Origin of the sequence: Hwanghaeella sp. LZ110 (genome assembly GCF_048892525.1) — a bacterium.
Classification (GTDB): Bacteria; Pseudomonadota; Alphaproteobacteria; order UBA8366; family Aestuariispiraceae; genus Pacificispira.
Window position 1 is genome coordinate 412435 of the sequence record NZ_JBLZHT010000004.1, and the last position, 18516, is coordinate 430950.

An 18516-nucleotide genomic window follows, 5' to 3' on the forward strand; every position below is an offset into this window, starting at 1 on the left:
CGAGGTCTATCCACCGCCGTCACCCCGGACATCGATCCGGGGTCCAGGGCGGCAGGTGCGATCCATGCCTGTGGCCCTACGCGGATGTGACGAGGGGTAAAGATCAACCGCAAAGGACGCAAAGAAGGCGCGAAGGGCGCTGAGGGACTGGTGCGTCATGGCGTTCCACTTCTGACCTTAAGCACCACTCTCATCCAGAGGAGGCGCATTTGCGCCGTCTCGAAGGAGGGACTGTAAGCGCGGTTCTTACAGAAAGATCACCCTTCGAGACGCTGCGCTCCTCAGGGTGAGAGAGTATTTGTCTAATACATCGTCACCCCGGACATTGATCCGGGGTCCAGGGCGGCAGGTACGCCTGTTTGCTAGTATAGGATCCCGGCCTCTGCCAGATACTGAGCCAATGCATCAGAGTCGGTAAACAAATGCCCCCGAAACCCACAAGCCTTTGCGGCGGCGATGTTTTCGGGGCGGTCATCGATAAAAAGGGTTTGGGCTGGGTCCACTGAAAAGCGCTGGACCACAAGATCATAAATCGCGGGATCCGGCTTAATCACCCCTTCATAGCCCGACACGACACGCCCGTCGAACGCCTCCAGAAACGGATACACTTTGACCGTCGCCTCAAAATTCTCCACCCCATAATTTGATAATGCATAGATCGGAAATCCTGCGGCCTTCAACTTGGCCATGATATCAACAGTGCCATGAATTGGCCCCGAAATCGTCTCCACCCAGCGATCCCGATAGGCCCTGGCCGTTTCCAGATGCTGTGGGCAATCCGCCGCAATTTCCGCCAGTTGGACTTTCCAGGTCTGACCACGATCCATTGCCAGAATACGATCATGGGTCACCGCATTTTCCCGAAAATCCTGAATCGCCGCCGCATCTGGTAGCAGTTTCTTTAGCAAATTGTCTGGATTCCAATCGACCAAAACATTGCCAATATCAAAAAGGACGTATTTGAAGGTCATCGATATAGCCTCAGCTCAGTCACGGAAAAACGCCCCCGACATGTGTCGGGGGCAGTTTAACAGGGAGCACCAGAGCGCAGCCTTACTACCGTGCAAGGCGGCTGCGCCAGAGGGCCCGACGAATAGGGTAGGGCCGGGCCCTTACGAGCACCCGCTTGTCGCGCCACACGTGACGCATTTCATGCAGGTGCCGTTCCGAACGAGGGTCATATTTCCGCAATCCCCACAGGGATCTCCCTCGTACCCTTTCGCGCGCGCCTCGCGGATTTTGTCCAGGCGATCCTCCACGGCAACACGCACATTTCCGTCGACCTTGACGGCGGTCTGCACCGTCCCGGTCTCCACAATTTGAACAGTGCCAGCCTGAGCAGCATCGGCAGGAAGCCCCCTACCCATCTGCGACATGACACTGGTATAGGCCGTCAAATCTGCCTTACGCACGAACCCACGGCTGGTAATACGGTTCAGCGCTTCAAGCGCATGCGCATTGACTTCAGGAAGATTGGCTTCCTTGTCCCCGCCCCCGGTCGTATCGGGCATCATATCTTCCGGCTGAACATGGGCCAGATCATCGCGCCCCAGATAGCTGATCGCAACTTCGCGGAACAGGTAATCCAGGACAGAGGTCGCCATCTTAATGGCCTCGTTGCCTTCGACCATGCCTGACGGTTCGAACCGGGTGAAGGTATAGGCCTCGACGAATTCTTCCAGCGGAACACCATATTGCAGGCCAATCGACACGGCGATGGCGAAGTTGTTCATCAGGGAGCGGAAGGCAGCGCCCTCTTTATGCATGTCGATGAACAATTCACCCAACGTGCCATCTTCATATTCCCCGGTACGCAGATAGACCTTGTGACCGCCAACGATCGCCTTTTGGGTATAGCCCTTGCGGCGATGCGGCAGGCGCTTGCGCTCCACCTGTTTCTCGATGATGCGCTCAACAATCCGCTCGGCAACCAGGGGGATTTGTTCCGCCTTGTTGGCCTCTGCCATTTCGTCGCGCAGGTCCTCATCATCCAACAGAGACGAGGCCAAAGGCTGCGACAGTTTCGATCCATCCCGATAGAGCGCATTCGCCTTGATGCCCAGCGTCCAGCTCAGCTTGTAAGCAGCCTTGCAATCTTCAACCGTTGCCCCATTGGGCATGTTGATGGTTTTGGAAATCGCCCCAGAGATAAAGGGCTGGGCCGCTGCCATCATGCGGATATGGCTGTCGGTGGACAGGTACCGCTTGCCAGTCTTGCCACAGGGATTGGCGCAATCAAAGACGGGCAGATGCTCGGCCTTCAAATGCGGCGCGCCTTCCAGCGTCATCGCGCCACAACAATAGATATTAGCTGCCTCAATGGCTTTGCGAGAGAAACCAAGCGCGGCCAGCATATCAAAGGACATAGAGTCCAATTGGGCTGCGCTGAGCCCCAGAATATCTGTGCAGAACGCCTCCCCCAATGCCCATTTGTTGAAGGCAAATTTGATATCGAACGCATTGGCTAGGGTCGATTCCAGCTTCGCCAGTTCTTCCGGACCAAAACCCTTTTCCCGCAAGGTTTCGTGGTTGATACCCGGCGCATTGACCAAGCTGCCATGCCCAACGGCATAACGTTCGATTTCCCCGATTTGTTGATCGTCATAGCCCATATTGCGAAGGGCTTCCGGAACGGTCCGGTTGATGATCTTGAAATAGCCACCCCCGGCCAGCTTCTTGAATTTCACCAGCGCAAAATCAGGCTCAATCCCGGTCGTATCGCAATCCATCACCAGACCAATAGTCCCGGTGGGCGCGATCACGGTTGCCTGTGCATTGCGATAGCCATGGGCCTCCCCGGCCTTTACGGCGCGATCCCAGGACTCCGCTGCCGCCTTGGCGATACGGGGATCCGGGCAATTGGGAACATCCAGCGGGACGGGCAACACTGCCAACCCCTGATAACCATCGGCCCAACCATGGGCGGCCATGCGGTGATTGCGCATCACGCGCAGCATATCCTGGCTGTTATCCGCATAGCCTGGGAAAGCACCCAGTTCAGCGGCCATTTCAGCAGACGTTTCATAGGAAACACCGGTCATCAAAGCCGTGATGGCCCCACAAAGGGCGCGGCCTTCATCGGAATCATAGGATAGGCCACAAGACATCAGCAGACCGCCAATATTGGCATAGCCCAGGCCCAATGTGCGGTAACGGTAGGAGCGTTCGGCAATGGCAACCGACGGGAATTGCGCCATCAGCACGGAAATTTCCAGGGTCAGCGTCCACAACCGCACCCCATGGGTGAAGCCTTCAATGTCAAAGCTGCGGTCATTGCTGCGGAACTGCATCAAGTTGAAGGATGCCAGATTGCACGCCGTATCATCCAGGAACATGTATTCAGAACAGGGATTGGATGCATTGATCCGACCGGATTGCGGGCAGGTATGCCAATCATTGATCGTAGTATCAAATTGAATGCCGGGATCCGCGCTGGCCCAGGCGGCATGGCCAACCTTTTCCCAAAGGTCTGCCGCCTTGACGGTCTTGTTGACCTTGCCATCGGTGCGATTGATCAGCTTCCAGTCCGCATCGGATTCCACCGCGCGCAGGAAGTCATCGGTGACCCGGACCGTGTTATTCGCATTTTGCCCTGATACGGTGTTATAGGCATCGGAATCCCAATCCGTGTCATAGGTGGGGAACTCAATTGCGGTATAGCCCTGCTGGGCGAACTGGATAACCCGCTGGACATAGTTTTCCGGGATCATCACACGACGGGCAGCGCGAATTTCTTCTTTCAGCGCCTTGTTGCGCTTGGGATCAAACCGCGCATCCCCTGTCAGAACCGCGCCGTCGTCCAGGCGCCCTTCATGACAGGCCGCCATGATCGCGTTCAGATGATGGGCGTGCAGTTTGGAACCCGTGACCAGGGCGGCAACCTTCTGCTCTTCGATCACTTTCCAATCAATGAAGTTTTCGACATCCGGGTGATCGATATCGACAACCACCATCTTTGCTGCACGTCTTGTCGTGCCGCCGGACTTGATCGCGCCCGCGGCCTTGTCCCCGATTTTCAAGAAGCTCATCAGGCCAGAGGATCTCCCGCCCCCTGACAGGGCCTCCGTCTCGCCGCGCAAGCGGGAGAAATTGGTGCCCGTGCCGCTGCCATATTTAAACAGGCGCGCCTCGCGGACCCAAAGATCCATAATGCCATTATCATTCACCAGATCGTCTTCGACCGATTGAATGAAACAGGCATGCGGCTGGGGATGTTCATAGGCGGTCTTGGACCGGGTCAGTTTCCCGGTCTTGTAATCCACATAATGGTGGCCCTGGCTGGGCCCATCGATGCCATAGGCCCAATGCAGCCCGGTATTGAACCATTGCGGGCTGTTGGGTGCCGCCATCTGTTTGGCCAGCATATAGCGCATTTCGTCAAAATAGCTGCGGGCATCTTCCGCGCTGTCGAAATAGCCACCTTTCCAGCCCCAATAGGCCCAGGTACCGGCCAAACGATCAAAAACCTGCGTCGCCTTGGTTTCGCTGCCACTGCGTTCACCTGCTGGCAGGTCCGCCATCGCCGCCTCATCAGGCACACGGCGCCACAGGAAATCAGGAACATCCTTTTCCTTAACAGCCTTTGTCACCGCAGGGACACCTGCCTTGCGGAAGTATTTCTGGGCAATCACGTCCCCTGCCACCTGGCTGAAATGGGACGGAATTTCAATATCCTTCAACTGAAAAACAATCGTACCGTCGGGGTTACGAATTTCAGAATTGGTCTTGCGGAATTGGATCGCCGCATAAGGCGACTCGTTTTTCTTGGTAAACCGTCTTTCAATACGCATCTGAAACCAAACCCCCTTGGCTAACGGGCAATCCGCAAAGCACTTCTTCCAAAAACACAGCATTCCCATGAAACTGGGGAACCCAATGTCCCATTGCTTTTCGGACGACCAACTCTACATGTTGTGAACTGATCAACAGAGTACACCATCTGTTGTCAGACACAATATGCAGTGGGCGATTTTTTTACATTTCTATATCTTGATTTCTGAAAGACTCGCGAGACTCATTGGGATTCCGGGCAAAATTATAATTTTCCATGGATTTAACCATCGCCATAGGCTAACCACTGCACCGTCGGGCTGGACGGATGGGAACGGTTTTGCCATAGTCCCAACCGTCCAGCGACGCGAGAGACATCGGTTAAGCATCAGACACAGACGGGACTTATCCAGCCATGGCGAATGCAATCACCCGGTTGATGACCTGGTTACATGGAGAGCGGGTCGGCGACGATCCACTTGGCAATGTGTATTATCAAGATCGCAAGACGACAGCAGGACGTCGGCGGCGTCGCTGGGTGATTTATTCCAATCCCCAGGATGAGGCATCTACAGTGCCACCCGACATGCATGCCTGGCTGCATTATACGGTCGATGCCTTCCCAGAGCCGAAAAGTGGCCATAAATATGCCTGGGAAAAGGATCACCTTCCAAACCTGACCGGCACGGCGGGGGCTTATCTGCCGCCGGGTCATACTTTAAAGCCGGGCAAACGCCCCGCCGCGACGGGAGATTACGAAGCCTGGTCGCCTGAATAATCGCCGTGCTGCATGGCGCATTGATGCCAATGGCACCGCGCGACGCCTTATAAGGAAGCCTGAATGGCCCGCATGTCCACCGATACCCGGCATATCCTGATTGGGGCCGCCACCTGCGTGGCAATCGCGCTGTTCTTTGTGCTGGGCTATAGCGGGAATCCAGCCAAGAGGGAAGGTAACGGCTATCGGTTGTTTGGCATTTATGAAGATGCCAGTGGTCTTTCCGCAGGCAGCCCCGTCCTGATGGCCGGCCTGCCCGTCGGGTCCGTGCGCACCTTGCTTTTGGATAAGAACACGAATGAAGCCGTGGTCCAGATGACTATAACAAACGGTTACGAAATTCCCGTCGACAGCGAAGCCAAGATTATAAGCAACGGCCTGGCGGGTGGAAAATACATACGCATTGTGCCAGGCGGCGATTTGACCATGCTGCAACCAGGCGAAACATTCCAATATGTGCGCGGGTCGATTGATTTTTTCTCACTATTTGAACGAATCATTAAAATGGGCGAAGCCAAGAAGGCTGAGAAAGAATCTAATGCAAACAGCACAAATTAACCCCTAAGACGACAGCCACGGATGAGAACTCTATGCAACGCAGCCTAATAGAAACCATCATGGGGGCGATCGTGTTGATCGTCGCGGGCCTGTTTCTGTATCTGGCCTATCAAACCACTGATATCGCCCGCGATAGAGATGGTTATACCCTGGTGGGGCGATTTGGCGCGGTCGATGGCCTGACGCTGGGGTCGGATGTGCGTATCGGCGGTGTTAAAGTTGGCACCGTGTCAAAAGAAGAAATAGACCCGGAACTGTATCAGGCGGTCGTTACCCTGACGATCGACGAGGGTGTTCAGATTCCAAAAGACACGACCGCTGCCATTGCCAGTGATGGCCTGTTGGGGGGGCAATTCGTGAAGCTGACCCCAGGCCGGGACAATACGCTGCTGAAAGACGGGGAAGAAATCACGGATACCCAGGACGTTGTGGCCATCGAAGACCTGTTGGGTCGCGCCATATTCCTGATTACCGATCAGTAACTTGAAGGATTGACCATGACCGCTGTTACCCAGACCTGGGATCCCGACCGCTATCGCAAGAATGCGGGTTTCGTGGCAGAACTCGGGATGCCTGTCGTTGACTTGCTGGCACCCAAGCCGGGTGAGCGGATACTGGACCTGGGCTGTGGCGATGGGGCCCTGACGCAAAAGCTTGTGGCGCTTGGTTGTGATGTCAAAGCCGTCGACGCCAGCCCGGATCAGATCCGGAAAGCTGTGGAAGAAGGTCTGGATGCACAGGTCATGAATGGTCAGGACCTGACCTTTGGGCCGGAATTTGATGCAGTTTTCAGCAATGCCGCGCTGCATTGGATGACAGGTGCGGATGCGGTCCTGGCCGGTGTGAAGCGCGCCCTGAAACCCGGCGGGCGCTTTGTGGCGGAATTTGGGGGGGCTGGCAATGTTCAGACCATTCGCACCGCCCTGCGGGTGGCCGTTGCCGCCAGGGGTGTTGATCCCGACAGCGCTGATCCGTGGTATTTTCCGACCCCTGAAAGCTATCGCGCAAAGCTGGAAGCCTGTGGATTCAGCGTCGCCCATATGGAACTGATCCCGCGCCCAACGCCCCTGCCCGGCGACATTGACGGTTGGCTGGCCTCTTTTGGCGAGAGCTTCCTGATGCGCCTGGACATCGCCCAGCGTGATGACGCGATTTCAGAAATCCGGGACTCCCTGCGCCCCATGCTGATGAATGAGGAAGGCATCTGGATCGCCGATTATGTGCGCCTGCGTTTCGCAGCTACGGTGCCGGTATGAGGATCGCCGCGACCATCCTGTTCGGGGCTGTGCTGGTATGGTCCAGCGCCGCCCAGGCCGATCCTAAGCAAATTGCCGTCTTGCAGGGCCTGGACAAGGTCACGGCCCGCACCTCCACCTTTGAAGTTCCCATCGATCAATCAATTGATTTCGGCGCCCTGCGCATCCGTGTGCGCCATTGCGACAAGACCCCACCAGAAGAACGCCCGGAAGCCACCGCCTTTGTTGAAATCGACGAATTGCGCCCCGGCCAGGAACAAAAGGTCCTGTTCACCGGCTGGATGTTCGCCTCCAGCCCCGGTCTGCATGCGGTGGAACACGCCGTTTATGACGTCTGGCTGCTGGACTGCAAGGACCCGTCCTGATCTTTAAAACCCATCGTCATTTTGCAGGATTGCCGTTCTGACCAACGGCATCCTCTGTATCCCTGTTTTCGGATAACCTTATCGATACGAATCTTTAACGAATCTGATTCGTATCAAAAACTCATAAACATTAATCTTTAAAGCTGAAGACTTTATAAGAATTCAGATTTCAATATTTACTGTTCAATATTTAATTAAACTTGTTATGCTGGCACGAAAGTTGCTGTAAAAGCCTTAGAAACGCCTGATTCGACGAATCGATATCGCTGACGACACCGCCAGAGGATGGAGACATGCGCTTAGGTCTGCCGGAATTCGTGCAAAACCCTGAAAACAGATGCCCGGTCATTCTGTTGCTGGATACGTCTGCATCGATGCGCGGTGAACCAATGGCGGAATTAAATGCCGGGCTGCGCGCCTTTCATCATCAGATCATGACCGACGACTTGGCCAGCCTGCGCATCGAACTATCCATCATCGCCTTTGGGGGAGAGGCCCGAATGGTGCAGGATTTCGTGACCATGGAAGAAGACGGCCCGCCGCATTTAGAAGCCGGCGGAGATACACCAATGGGCGCTGCGATGGATTTGGCCCTGCGCATGGTGGACGCCCGCAAGGCCGTCTATCGCGCCAATGGCATTCACTATTACCGCCCCTGGATATTCCTGATCACCGATGGCGCCCCGACCGATGGCGAGGCCTGGCAGCACGCGGCGATGGACATGCAAGAAGCGGATCTGACCGGACGTGCGACATTTTTCACCGTCGGTGTGCAAGGGGCAGATATGGATATCTTGCGGGAAATTGCATCACCCAATCGCCCGCCCCTGATGCTGCGGGGCCTGAAGTTCCGTGACCTGTTCCAATGGCTTTCGGCCAGTGTTCGCCGTGTCTCCCTCAGCCGGATCGATGGGGAGCGTCTGATGCTGCCGCCCGTCACGGGCTGGGCAGAAATTCACCCATAGAGGATCACTGCAATGTCCTGGATGGCCGCGCTGGATTATCGACAAGGCACCGCCCATCGCGCGGCGGGCATCCCCTGTCAGGATTTCGGTCGGCTGGTGCAACTGGATGAAGATACGGTCATCGCAGCCCTGGCGGACGGGGCCGGATCCGCGCGATTCAGCCATTATGGGGCCCGTGCTGCGGTGGATTGCGCCCTGCCCTGGCTGAAGGATCGACTAAGCAAGAATCGGGGCGTTCAGGGTCGACTAACCACTCTGTCGATTGACGTTTTATTCGATGGATTGGTTCAAACAATCCAGAAAGAATTGAACCGGATTGCCCATGAGAACCGTCATGCGCCGCGGGATTATGCCTGCACCCTGACGCTGATCGCGCTGTCTCCCAATGAAATCCACGCCGCCCAGATCGGCGATGGCCTGGTCGTCGCACGGCAACGAGAAGGGGACTATACCCTGTTGATTGCCCCGGATCATGGCGAATATGTAAATGAAACCAGTTTCATCACGGACCTGGATGCTCAGGATCACCTGCATCTGTCCTCGCTTGCCGCGCCGATCCGGTTCGTTGGGGCGGCAACGGATGGTCTGGCCGGTGTTTCTGTCGATAATCGCCAGAACAGCCCCCATGCACCGTTTTTCGCGCCGATGGAGACATTTGCGCGGCAATCCACCTGCGCTGGTGACGTGCACAACGGCATTCGGGATTTTCTGGCCTCTCAGCGGCTGGCAGAGAAAAGCACCGATGATCTCTCCCTGATGCTATGTGGTTGGCAGGGATATGGCAGCGCATGACAGCCCCGATCCCGCGGATAGACTTATTTGATACGGATGGTAGCCCCCTGGCCCTGGGACCCCGCTTGCATGACAGCGGCGAGGCAACACTGTTCCAGCATGGCGATGCCCCCGACCTGTTGATCAAACTGCATCACGCCCCAACAGAGGCCTTGCGCGATAAGCTGGCTCTTCTGCCTGATCTTGCGCCGGTTGATCCGTCATTGGATACACGACACAGAAATTTCGCCTGGCCGGTCTCTACCGTCTATAACAGTGCAGGGGCGGCAGTTGGTGTCATATTGCCGGTTGTGCCGGGCGCGCGCTCTGTCATCGCCATCAGCAACGCAAAATTACGGGCAAAGCGCGCCGCAGAGATGGATTGGCATTATCTGCACGCCGTCGCCGCAAATATCGCCTTTCTGTTTGAACGGCTGCACGATCAGGGCATCATCATCGGGGATGTGAAGCCTGAAAACATTCTAATTGATGACCGGGCGCTAGCAACCCTGATCGATTGTGATTCCGTTCAGATCGTGGGGCCGGATGGCACGCCTTATCTGTGTACGGTTGGCAGTGAAGGCTTCACCGCACCGGAATGGATCGGTCGCCGTTTTACGGAAGGGCCCAGAGACATCGCATCCGACCGGTTTGGCCTGGCAGTGGTCCTGTACCAATTGCTGACCGGCGCGCATCCCTGGACCGGTGAGTGGATGGGATCGGGAGAGCCGCCCAGTCGGGACCAATTGATCCGCAGCGGTGACTGGCCGTTCAAGCCTGGGGCTCGCCTGCGCCCTGTGCCCGGCATGCTGTCCCTGGATGCGTTGGCCCCCGGCGTCGCGTCCTTGTTTCGACAGGCATTCATTGCCGGGGCCAAAGACCCCAATGATCGCCCCAGTGCTGCAGAGTGGCATGGGGCCCTGTGTACCGCCCTGGCAGAGTTGGATGTGTGTGAGACGCACAGCCACCATCACTATGATGAAAGCCTGTCGGCCTGCCCCTGGTGCATCCGTGTGAAGGCAGGCCTGCCAGATTTATTTCCCAAGCCCGATACACCGCGCGACCCGTTTGCCCCGCTGATCCTGGCGTTTGAGCGAGCCTTAGCGCGGGGCGACACCCGAATGGCGGTTGACTTATGGCGTGGCAATCCGGTTCTGGCGCGATGCGAGGATCTGAAGCGCCTGATCCCCCAAATGCGCCAACTTGACGCCGCCATCACAGCCCTGGATCAATGGATTGAAGCCTATGCCCGCGTCCCACAGGATATCGGCGAATTGGCCAGTCTGGTGGAAGATTTTCCAATCCTCAGCGACCCTAGCCTGTTTGGTCACGAGGAAATAGACGGTCAGCCTATTGCAGAAACGGTCAAGTCGATAGCGGATGCAGCGGTAACGATCCCGCCAACGCCCTATCAGACAATTGAAATCACAACACAACCAGCACAGTCTGTGACAGCGATCCGCCCCTCCCCTGTGGCGGCCCCGGCGCAATCACTCGATCCTTTAATCAACGATTGCGTGGTAAGCTATACAATCGAAAATGGATGGCGTGGATTGCGACCAGCGCGATTGATCCTGGCCGTTGAAAAGTCCTGTGTGATTCCATCCCTAACTTTATCTGATGAAGAAACCGGCGACTGCGTGCTGCACATTCCGGCGCAACGATTGCGCGGCGCAACCAGCCTACCCTTCGATACGCCTGATGGTCGGATTACACTTATTTTGCACACCACACAGGACAGCGATAAGCGGCACATCAAAATAAACGGGCCGTCCCGGCGCGCCCGGACCCTGGGCATCACAGGCGCAGTCCTGCCGCTTTCAACGCAAATGGCCTAGCACGATTTATTGGAGTATCCGGATATGGAACACTTTACGCCTGTTACTGCGCTTGCCGGTGGCGCGCTGATCGGACTGTCAGCGACCCTTTTTTATCTGGGGCTGGGGCGCGTTGCAGGGATCAGCGGAATACTGGGCGGGCTGCTCACCAGCAGCCCGGAGCGGGGCTTCAGGCTGTGCTTTATTCTGGGTCTGATCGGGGGCGCAGCGGCGCTGTATTGGGGATTTCAACGCCCTCCCGCTGTCATCACTCAGGTATCCTGGCCCTGGCTAATCGTGGCTGGCTTGCTGGTTGGCTATGGCACGCGATTGGGATCAGGCTGTACCAGCGGTCATGGCGTTTGTGGCCTGGCCCGGGGCAGCCTGCGGTCCTTGATCGCAACAGGCACCTTTTTCGCAATCGCCCTGATCACGGTTTACATGATGCGCCATGTTCTGGGTTGGGGGGGCTGAGGTCATGAGAACCCTGATCACGGCAACAGTGTCTGGCATCCTGTTTGGGGCGGGTCTGGCGCTGTCTGGTATGATGAACCCGGCAAAGGTTATCGGCTTTCTGGACCTGTTCGGCGATTGGGACCCCAGCCTGGCCTTTGTCATGGCGGGCGCGATGATCGTGGCGATGATTGGGTATCGGATTGGGCGCCATCGATCCCAGCCGGCCTTTGACAGCACCTTTCACCTGCCAACCCGCACCGCCATAGATCGACATCTGATCCTTGGGGCGGTGTTGTTCGGACTGGGTTGGGGGATTGCCGGTCTGTGCCCGGGCCCAGCGCTTGCCGCCCTGGTCACGGGATCTACAGATATTCTGATCTTCACAGCCGCCATGATGCTGGGCATATACGGCTTCCGCGTGATCGGACCGCACTAACAAGCCCGGAACGACCCCCGCCAACGCGCTGGCGAGAGTCGAAGAGGATCATGCTGCCTTTGAACAGGCCAACATATCGAAACCAGTGCCAGTTTCCAGATAGGATTTAAGGCTGGAGAGCACCAGCGGCCAGCCCTTACTGACCCCCTCTGCCATGCCGCTGCCCGCTTCCAGTTCGATATGCGAAACACTTAACCGCACGCCATTTTCATGCGGGTCGATCTCGAATATCACACGGCTATAGCTTTCCGGATTATCGGCTTCCGATGCGCCCGCCCAGGTGATGACCAGCCGGTTTGGCGGAGTCACTTCGACGACTTCTCCAACGACTTGAACGGAGCGCGCATCATTGTCGCGAATATGCGCCCATTTCGATCCAGGTGTCCAATCCGAGACATTTTCATGCCCCCAATATTGCCGCGCTATTTCTGGGTTGGTAATCGCATCAAACACTTTTTCCGGTGTTGAGGTGATATAGGTCACATAAACAAAGCTGGTCTTTTCCCTGGTCATTCGTTTTTCCCTTCAAGCTGTGTTTTCAGGTCATGTAACAAACCAAGTCTCTGATGTTCGAATTTCCGGACCCATCTTTCATAGACTTCATACAGGGGTACCGGGTTGATAAAGTGATGTTTCTCCCGACCCCGCCGTTGGCTGCTCACCAGATTGGCATCTTCCAGTATTCCCAGATGTTGCGTCGCCGACTGGCGGGTCATGTCCAGCCTCTGGCATAACTGCCCAAGTGTCTGGCCATTGTTTTCACACAACATATCCAACAACAGTCTGCGAGTAGGATCGGCTAGTGCTTTAAAAACCTTATCCGTATGCATCAGCCGTTCTTACCTTCCGTCTTGCATAAAAATAATATGCAGGCATTTACCTGCATGTCAACAAACAATTTGAAGATGCAATACCAGCCGCAGCTGGATGTCATACTTTCGACAATGATGAAAAGATCCATGCACCCGGATCAATTGCGCCAGAAATCGCGATCAAATGCGACCAGCAGGGCCAATACTTCCAACCGCCCGGCCAACATCGCCACGACCAGCACCGCCTTCGCTGCATCGGGCAAGGATGCGAAATTCCCTGCCGGTCCAACAATTGGTCCCAGTCCTGGGCCAACATTGGTAATGGCTGTCAGGCTGGCGGTATAGGCGGTGACAAGATCCAGCCCCAACAGGCCCAGTATAATCGTAACAAACCCAATCGTGGCAATGAACACCGCCAGAAATGCCAAAACCGACATCGCAACGTCATTGGTCAGAACCTTGCCATTATAGTGGATCGGGATCACGCGATTGGGGCTGAACAGGCGCTTCACATGGGCGCGCACCACCAACAGCACGACCTGGAACCGATAGACTTTTATTGCCCCAGATGTTGATCCACTGCAGCCCCCAACAAACATCGCGAACAAGAAAATCGCCATCGCGCCGGGCCCCCAGACGCTATAATCCTCTGTCGCGAATCCTGTCGTTGTCACAACCGATGTTAGATTAAAGGAGGTCAGCGTTAAGGCCTGTCCAAAGGATATATCCCGCACGCTTTGCAGCCAAAACGCCATGCCAACGCATAAGACGACCAGAAAGCCGATGAACCCCCGGACCTGCTGATCCTTAAACAGAGCCTTTGGACGACCATAAATGGTTTGGATATACAAAACGAAGGGCAAGGCCCCTAAAATCATGAAAATCGTCGCCACCCAGTGCAGACGCAAATCCGTAAAATAGGCAAAGGACGCATCATGGGTCGAATATCCGCCCGTCGAAAGAGTCGCCATAGCATGGGTGATCGCATCAAACCCATTCATGCCAAATTCAAAGAACAAGGCAGCACACAGGGCCGTCAGGATCACATAGACCGATAACAGCGTCACAATCGTCTTAAGGGCAGAGGCGACCTTTTCCGGAGAAATATCGGAGCTTTCGATTTTAAAGAGCTGCATACCCCCGACCCGCAGCAAAGGAAGGATCAAGACCGCCACGGCAATGATCCCGATCCCACCGATCCATTGCAGGATCGCCCGCCACAACAATATACCGGGCGGCATGGTATCCAGCCCGACCAACACGGTGGAGCCCGTCGTTGTCACCCCCGACACAGATTCAAACAGGGCATCAACCGGCTCGATGGACAGGCTGAGAAAGGGAATCGCCCCCAGGACTGAAACCGCCAGCCAGCCAAAGATCGTTGCCAGAAAGGCCTGACGAAGATCCAGGGTCAGCGACATAGAACTTAGGGTGGAGAGCACCAGCGCCAATCCAATGAAAACCGCCAGTGCGCCAGACATGGCAAATGGCACCCAGTCGCGATTGTGGACCATCAAATCCGCAATGGCGGGCATCATCAGCAAAACGCCGACCAGTCCAGAAATCCAGCCCAGAATATGGGCGACGGGGCGAACATCAATCATGATAAGAGTCCAGAATTACCGCGAAGGGCACATTAACCAGACTATCCGCCCGCGCTCAACACCATCTCATAAGCCGGCAGCGTTAGGAAGGTTGGAAAATCTTCCGCCAGGGCCATTTTCTCGAACAGAGACGCCGCCTGTTCCAACTGAGTGCCCGAAAGATCACCGCCTGCATCTGCACGCATCGCATCTACTTCCTGTGCAATCATTTTTGAAATCACCGCGCGGCTTAATACTGTGCCTTCAACTGTCTTCGCCCCATGTTGCGCCCATTGCCATAACTGCGCGCGAGAAATTTCTGCCGTCGCCGCATCCTCCATCAGGTTGAACAATGGCACACAGCCATTCCCGCCCAGCCAGGCTTCGGTATAGCGGATGCCGACCTGGATGTTCATGCGCACACCGGCCTCTGTCACATCCCCATCCGGGACGGACAGAAGGTCTTTTGCCTCAACCGTCACATCATCGCGCTGACGATCAATCTGGTTGGGGGTTTTCATCACCGCATTAAACGCATCCAGGGCGATTGGCACCAAACCAGGATGGGCGACCCAGCTGCCATCATGCCCATCATTTGCTTCACGCTCTTTATCGGCCTTAACCTTTGCAAAAGCCTCCGCATTCGCAGCCTCGTCCCCTTTCACGGGAATCTGCGCGGCCATGCCTCCGATACAGGGGGCGCCGCGCTTGTGACAGGTTTTGACCGCCAGTAGTGAATAGGCGCGCATATTATGGACTGTCATGGTTACCTGCACGCGGTCGGGCATGACAAAATCCGGATTGCGACGAAACTTCTTGATGATGGAGAAGATATAATCCCACCGTCCGCAATTCAGCCCGGCAGAATGGTCCCGCAATTCATACAGGATTTCATCCATCTCAAAGGCTGCCAGGATTGTTTCAATCAGCACTGTTGCCTTGATCGTCCCGTTCGGAACGCCCAGCAGGGATTGGGCCTCAACGAAAATATCATTCCACAGTCGTGCCTCCAGGTGGCTTTCCATCTTGGGCAGATAGAAATAGGGGCCAGTGCCCCGCTTGGCCAATTCCGCATGATTGTGAAAGAAATACAGGGCAAAATCGACAATCCCACCTGATGCCGGCTGTCCATCCACCAGAATATGCTTTTCTTCTAGATGCCAGCCGCGGGGCCGCACCAGCAGAACCGCAGTCTTATCCTTCAGTGCATAGTGCTTGCCGGAATTCGGATCGGTGAAATCAATTTTGCGAGCCGCTGCATCGCGCAGATTGACCTGTCCCCCGATCATATTATCCCAGGTCGGGCAGTTCGAATCTTCCAGGTCCGCCATGAAGACATAGGCACCAGAATTCAGCGCATTGATCACCATCTTGCGATCCGTCGGCCCGGTGATTTCGACACGCCGGTCTGTCAGGTCCTCAGGTAGGGGCGCGATTTTCCAATCACCGGCCCGGATATCAGCAGTTTCAGGTAAGAAATCTGGCAGCTTCCCCGAATCGATCTCGGCCTGACGGGCCTCGCGGGCGACCAGCAGCTCACGCCGACGAGCGCCAAACTTACGCTCCAATATTGCTATAAAACCCAAGGCCTCCGCTGACAGAATTTCACCATAACCCGGTTTCATTTCGCCGGTCAGTTTGACGCCGGCTGAGGCGGTGGTAAGGCTTGATTGGGTCATAAAGCTCCCCCAAAGCGGATATGGAAACAAGGGTAAACCTACCGTCTGGCGGTACACTTTCCAAGTCCTGATGCACCATGCCCAGACAGGCCGATCACATTCAAGGCTGGATGCCCCTAAGACGGCACAGGGGGAATTCTGGTCCTGGACCGACCAAACCGGATGCCAAGCGCCAATACCATCCCCCCACTGACCAGTGCCAACCCCAAAAGATGCCGTGTGGTGGGGACCTCTCCCAATATCGGATAAGCGAACAGAGCGGAAAACCCGGGCACCAGTGCCGCGAACAAAGCAGCGCGTCCCGCCCCCAACACGGCAACCGTCTTGGTATAACAAATCAAGGCCAGCACTGCTGCGACAAGCCCCTGCGCAACCCCCTGCAGCAGCAATTCTTCAATGGGTGCCTGCAATAAGGCGGTTCCCTGCATCATCAGGTAGATCGGCCCGAATAAAACCAAAGACAAGACCGATACCAGCGCGGTCGCATGCAAGGGATCTGCCCCCCATTTCCGGCTGAAAACCGTATAGACAGCCCATAACATACCGCCGCTGGCAAACAGGATATGACCCAGCCACAGCATGGAAAATCCATCCCCCGCCATGGCACCAGCCGACCCGATGACAACCACGCCCGACAGAACAATCGCCAACCCGACAAGCCGCTTCCTATTCGGGCGGTCTTTCAACAGCAACCAGCCCCCCAATGTGGAACAGGTCAACATGACGCTGGGAATGATCAATCCACCATGCCCAGCCGGGGCATAGGAAAACCCGATAATCGTCACCAGGGCATAGGGAGCCCCTGCGCCAACCGCCAGAACAAGCGCCCTGCCCCAGCCCAGTCCGCCATGGCCGCGCCGCAGGACAAGGGGCAACATGATCAGCCCCGACACCAGAAATCGCAGCATGGCGACATCCACCGCCAACAGATTTTGCTGAACACCAAACCGGGAAAGGACCGGCCAAGTTCCCCAGATGATCGCTGTGGCCAATCCGAAAGATATCCCTTTCCAAGGAACGCCCGCCTCCGTTTGAGACAAGGCAATCGGATCAACGCCAGGGGATGTCATGAAACAAGGACTCCAAAAACGGCGGAAGGCACCAGATAAAACGGCAAAAACACGTCAGGACTTAAGCAATGTCGCAATCTTTTCCAACAATCGACCCTGATTGATCGGCTTGTTTTCATAAGCAGAACAACCAGCCTCAAAGGCTTCATCGCGATCCTGGGCGGAGGTATAGGCGGACAGCGCCAGGATTGGAATTTCTGTTCCCGCGGGATGGGCACGGATCGCCCGCACGACATCCCATCCAGAAACGCCAGTCATGCTGAGGTCTGTTATAATCAGATCGAACATTTCATCTGAAACGGCCATTTCGACCCCGGCATTTCCAGACGAGGCACAAACCACTGTGTAATTGTGACCTTGCAGGAGGGTCTGAACCAGCATTAATGTCGGCGCGTCATCATCAATCAAAAGAATCTTTGCCATTTGGGAGCCCTTCGTTCCGCACCTTAGCATCAGGTCTGGTTCGCACTATTCCGGCACTTTTGTCGCAAACATGCGGCTTTATAACAAGCCCGATAACCTCAGTGGGTTGACGTAACCCGTTATGACCCATCTGATCAGGTGCTTTTGCATATCGTAAAGAGAGGTCAGTTATGTGGTCGGAAGCGACCGACGAGGGAACAATCTGGGTATATGGCTACGGCTCCCTTATGTGGCGCCCTGGCTTCCCTCATCAGGAAGCCATAAAGGCGGTCCTGCCAGATTATTCCCGCAGCTTTTGCATCTGGTCAGAGCATCATCGCGGAACGCGCGACTGTCGCGGTCTGGTGCTGGGCCTGGCGCCACAGCCAGGCGCACAATGCGAGGGCATGGCTTTTCGAATTGACCCGAAAGACTGGCCTGAAACCTCTGTTTACCTGGAAGAGCGCGAATTGCGCGGGTATGCCTATCGACCAGACCATCTGCCAATCAGCCTGATCGATAATCGCACGGTTCTGGCCCATTGTTTTGTGGCCGATCCTAAACATCCCCATTTTGCAGGTGTCATTGCACCAGATGATGCCGCACGCATTATCCTGAATGCGCGGGGAGAGGCAGGCCTGAACCGGGACTACCTGATCAACACGATCCGCGCATTACAAAAGCACGGCTATCAGGATTTGCATTTACAGGACCTGCTTCAGCGGGTTCTGCGCCTGACCGGGGAACTGGACGCGGGCGCGGGAATATAATCTCTGAAACAATACGCGCGCCGCCACG

The 18516-nt window shown here is 55.9% G+C and carries 19 protein-coding genes; 11 read left to right on the forward strand and 8 right to left on the reverse strand.

The window, feature by feature from the left end:
• Positions 1 to 362 precede the first annotated feature (362 nt).
• Together ACOSDM_RS10710 and ACOSDM_RS10715 are read right to left on the reverse strand one after the other, a co-directional pair.
• Positions 363 to 971: an HAD family hydrolase gene (locus ACOSDM_RS10710; protein ID WP_420724506.1), complete on the reverse strand. Its 609-nt coding sequence runs from the start codon at positions 969 to 971 to the stop codon at positions 363 to 365.
• Between the two features lie 141 nt (positions 972 to 1112).
• Entirely contained in the window at positions 1113 to 4790 is a 3678-nt protein-coding gene (locus ACOSDM_RS10715) for a vitamin B12-dependent ribonucleotide reductase (RefSeq protein ID WP_420724507.1), read from the reverse strand.
• Positions 4791 to 5185: 395 nt separating this feature from the next.
• On the opposite strand from ACOSDM_RS10715, the gene ACOSDM_RS10720 reads away from it, so the two are divergent.
• From ACOSDM_RS10720 to ACOSDM_RS10765, 10 genes are all read left to right on the forward strand, one after another.
• Positions 5186 to 5548, forward strand: coding sequence for an NADH:ubiquinone oxidoreductase subunit NDUFA12 (locus ACOSDM_RS10720; protein ID WP_420724508.1), 363 nt, complete (start codon positions 5186 to 5188; stop codon positions 5546 to 5548).
• A gap of 63 nt (positions 5549 to 5611) precedes the next feature.
• The gene (locus ACOSDM_RS10725; protein WP_420724509.1) at positions 5612 to 6106 is read left to right on the forward strand and encodes an MlaD family protein; all 495 of its coding nucleotides are present in this window, start codon (positions 5612 to 5614) and stop codon (positions 6104 to 6106) included.
• 32 nt (positions 6107 to 6138) lie between these two features.
• Positions 6139 to 6588, forward strand: coding sequence for an outer membrane lipid asymmetry maintenance protein MlaD (gene mlaD, locus ACOSDM_RS10730; RefSeq protein WP_420724510.1), 450 nt, complete (start codon positions 6139 to 6141; stop codon positions 6586 to 6588).
• A gap of 15 nt (positions 6589 to 6603) precedes the next feature.
• The gene (locus tag ACOSDM_RS10735; protein ID WP_420724511.1) at positions 6604 to 7362 is read left to right on the forward strand and encodes a class I SAM-dependent methyltransferase; all 759 of its coding nucleotides are present in this window, start codon (positions 6604 to 6606) and stop codon (positions 7360 to 7362) included.
• On the forward strand, positions 7359 to 7727 hold the full coding sequence (locus tag ACOSDM_RS10740) for a DUF2155 domain-containing protein (RefSeq protein WP_420724512.1): 369 nt from the start codon (positions 7359 to 7361) through the stop codon (positions 7725 to 7727). Before ACOSDM_RS10735 ends, ACOSDM_RS10740 begins: the two co-directional genes overlap by 4 nt.
• A gap of 293 nt (positions 7728 to 8020) precedes the next feature.
• Positions 8021 to 8692, forward strand: a complete 672-nt coding sequence (locus ACOSDM_RS10745) for a vWA domain-containing protein (protein ID WP_420724513.1) — start codon at positions 8021 to 8023, stop codon at positions 8690 to 8692.
• 12 nt (positions 8693 to 8704) lie between these two features.
• A complete protein-coding gene (locus ACOSDM_RS10750) occupies positions 8705 to 9484 on the forward strand; it encodes a PP2C family serine/threonine-protein phosphatase (RefSeq protein WP_420724514.1) in 780 nt (259 codons plus the stop codon).
• On the forward strand, positions 9481 to 11301 hold the full coding sequence (locus tag ACOSDM_RS10755; RefSeq protein ID WP_420724515.1) for a helix-hairpin-helix domain-containing protein: 1821 nt from the start codon (positions 9481 to 9483) through the stop codon (positions 11299 to 11301). Before ACOSDM_RS10750 ends, ACOSDM_RS10755 begins: the two co-directional genes overlap by 4 nt.
• 24 nt (positions 11302 to 11325) lie before the next feature.
• Positions 11326 to 11754: a YeeE/YedE family protein gene (locus tag ACOSDM_RS10760; protein ID WP_420724516.1), complete on the forward strand. Its 429-nt coding sequence runs from the start codon at positions 11326 to 11328 to the stop codon at positions 11752 to 11754.
• Between the two features lie 4 nt (positions 11755 to 11758).
• On the forward strand, positions 11759 to 12172 hold the full coding sequence (locus tag ACOSDM_RS10765; RefSeq protein ID WP_420724517.1) for a DUF6691 family protein: 414 nt from the start codon (positions 11759 to 11761) through the stop codon (positions 12170 to 12172).
• A 48-nt stretch (positions 12173 to 12220) separates the two neighbouring features.
• Here the strand turns inward: ACOSDM_RS10765 and ACOSDM_RS10770 are convergent, their stop codons facing one another.
• From ACOSDM_RS10770 to ACOSDM_RS10795, 6 genes are all read right to left on the reverse strand, one after another.
• Entirely contained in the window at positions 12221 to 12685 is a 465-nt protein-coding gene (locus ACOSDM_RS10770; protein WP_420724518.1) for an SRPBCC family protein, read from the reverse strand.
• Entirely contained in the window at positions 12682 to 13002 is a 321-nt protein-coding gene (locus ACOSDM_RS10775) for an ArsR/SmtB family transcription factor (RefSeq protein ID WP_420724519.1), read from the reverse strand. The genes ACOSDM_RS10770 and ACOSDM_RS10775 overlap by 4 nt, the downstream gene beginning before the upstream one ends.
• A gap of 140 nt (positions 13003 to 13142) precedes the next feature.
• On the reverse strand, positions 13143 to 14588 hold the full coding sequence (locus ACOSDM_RS10780; RefSeq protein ID WP_420724520.1) for a TrkH family potassium uptake protein: 1446 nt from the start codon (positions 14586 to 14588) through the stop codon (positions 13143 to 13145).
• Between the two features lie 41 nt (positions 14589 to 14629).
• Positions 14630 to 16246: a malate synthase A gene (gene aceB / locus ACOSDM_RS10785; protein ID WP_420724521.1), complete on the reverse strand. Its 1617-nt coding sequence runs from the start codon at positions 16244 to 16246 to the stop codon at positions 14630 to 14632.
• Between the two features lie 116 nt (positions 16247 to 16362).
• Positions 16363 to 17316: a DMT family transporter gene (locus tag ACOSDM_RS10790; protein WP_420724522.1), complete on the reverse strand. Its 954-nt coding sequence runs from the start codon at positions 17314 to 17316 to the stop codon at positions 16363 to 16365.
• Between the two features lie 54 nt (positions 17317 to 17370).
• On the reverse strand, positions 17371 to 17739 hold the full coding sequence (locus ACOSDM_RS10795; protein ID WP_420724523.1) for a response regulator: 369 nt from the start codon (positions 17737 to 17739) through the stop codon (positions 17371 to 17373).
• A gap of 170 nt (positions 17740 to 17909) precedes the next feature.
• Between ACOSDM_RS10795 and ACOSDM_RS10800 the strand changes: the two genes are divergently transcribed.
• Positions 17910 to 18488, forward strand: a complete 579-nt coding sequence (locus tag ACOSDM_RS10800; protein WP_420724524.1) for a gamma-glutamylcyclotransferase — start codon at positions 17910 to 17912, stop codon at positions 18486 to 18488.
• Positions 18489 to 18516 lie beyond the last annotated feature (28 nt).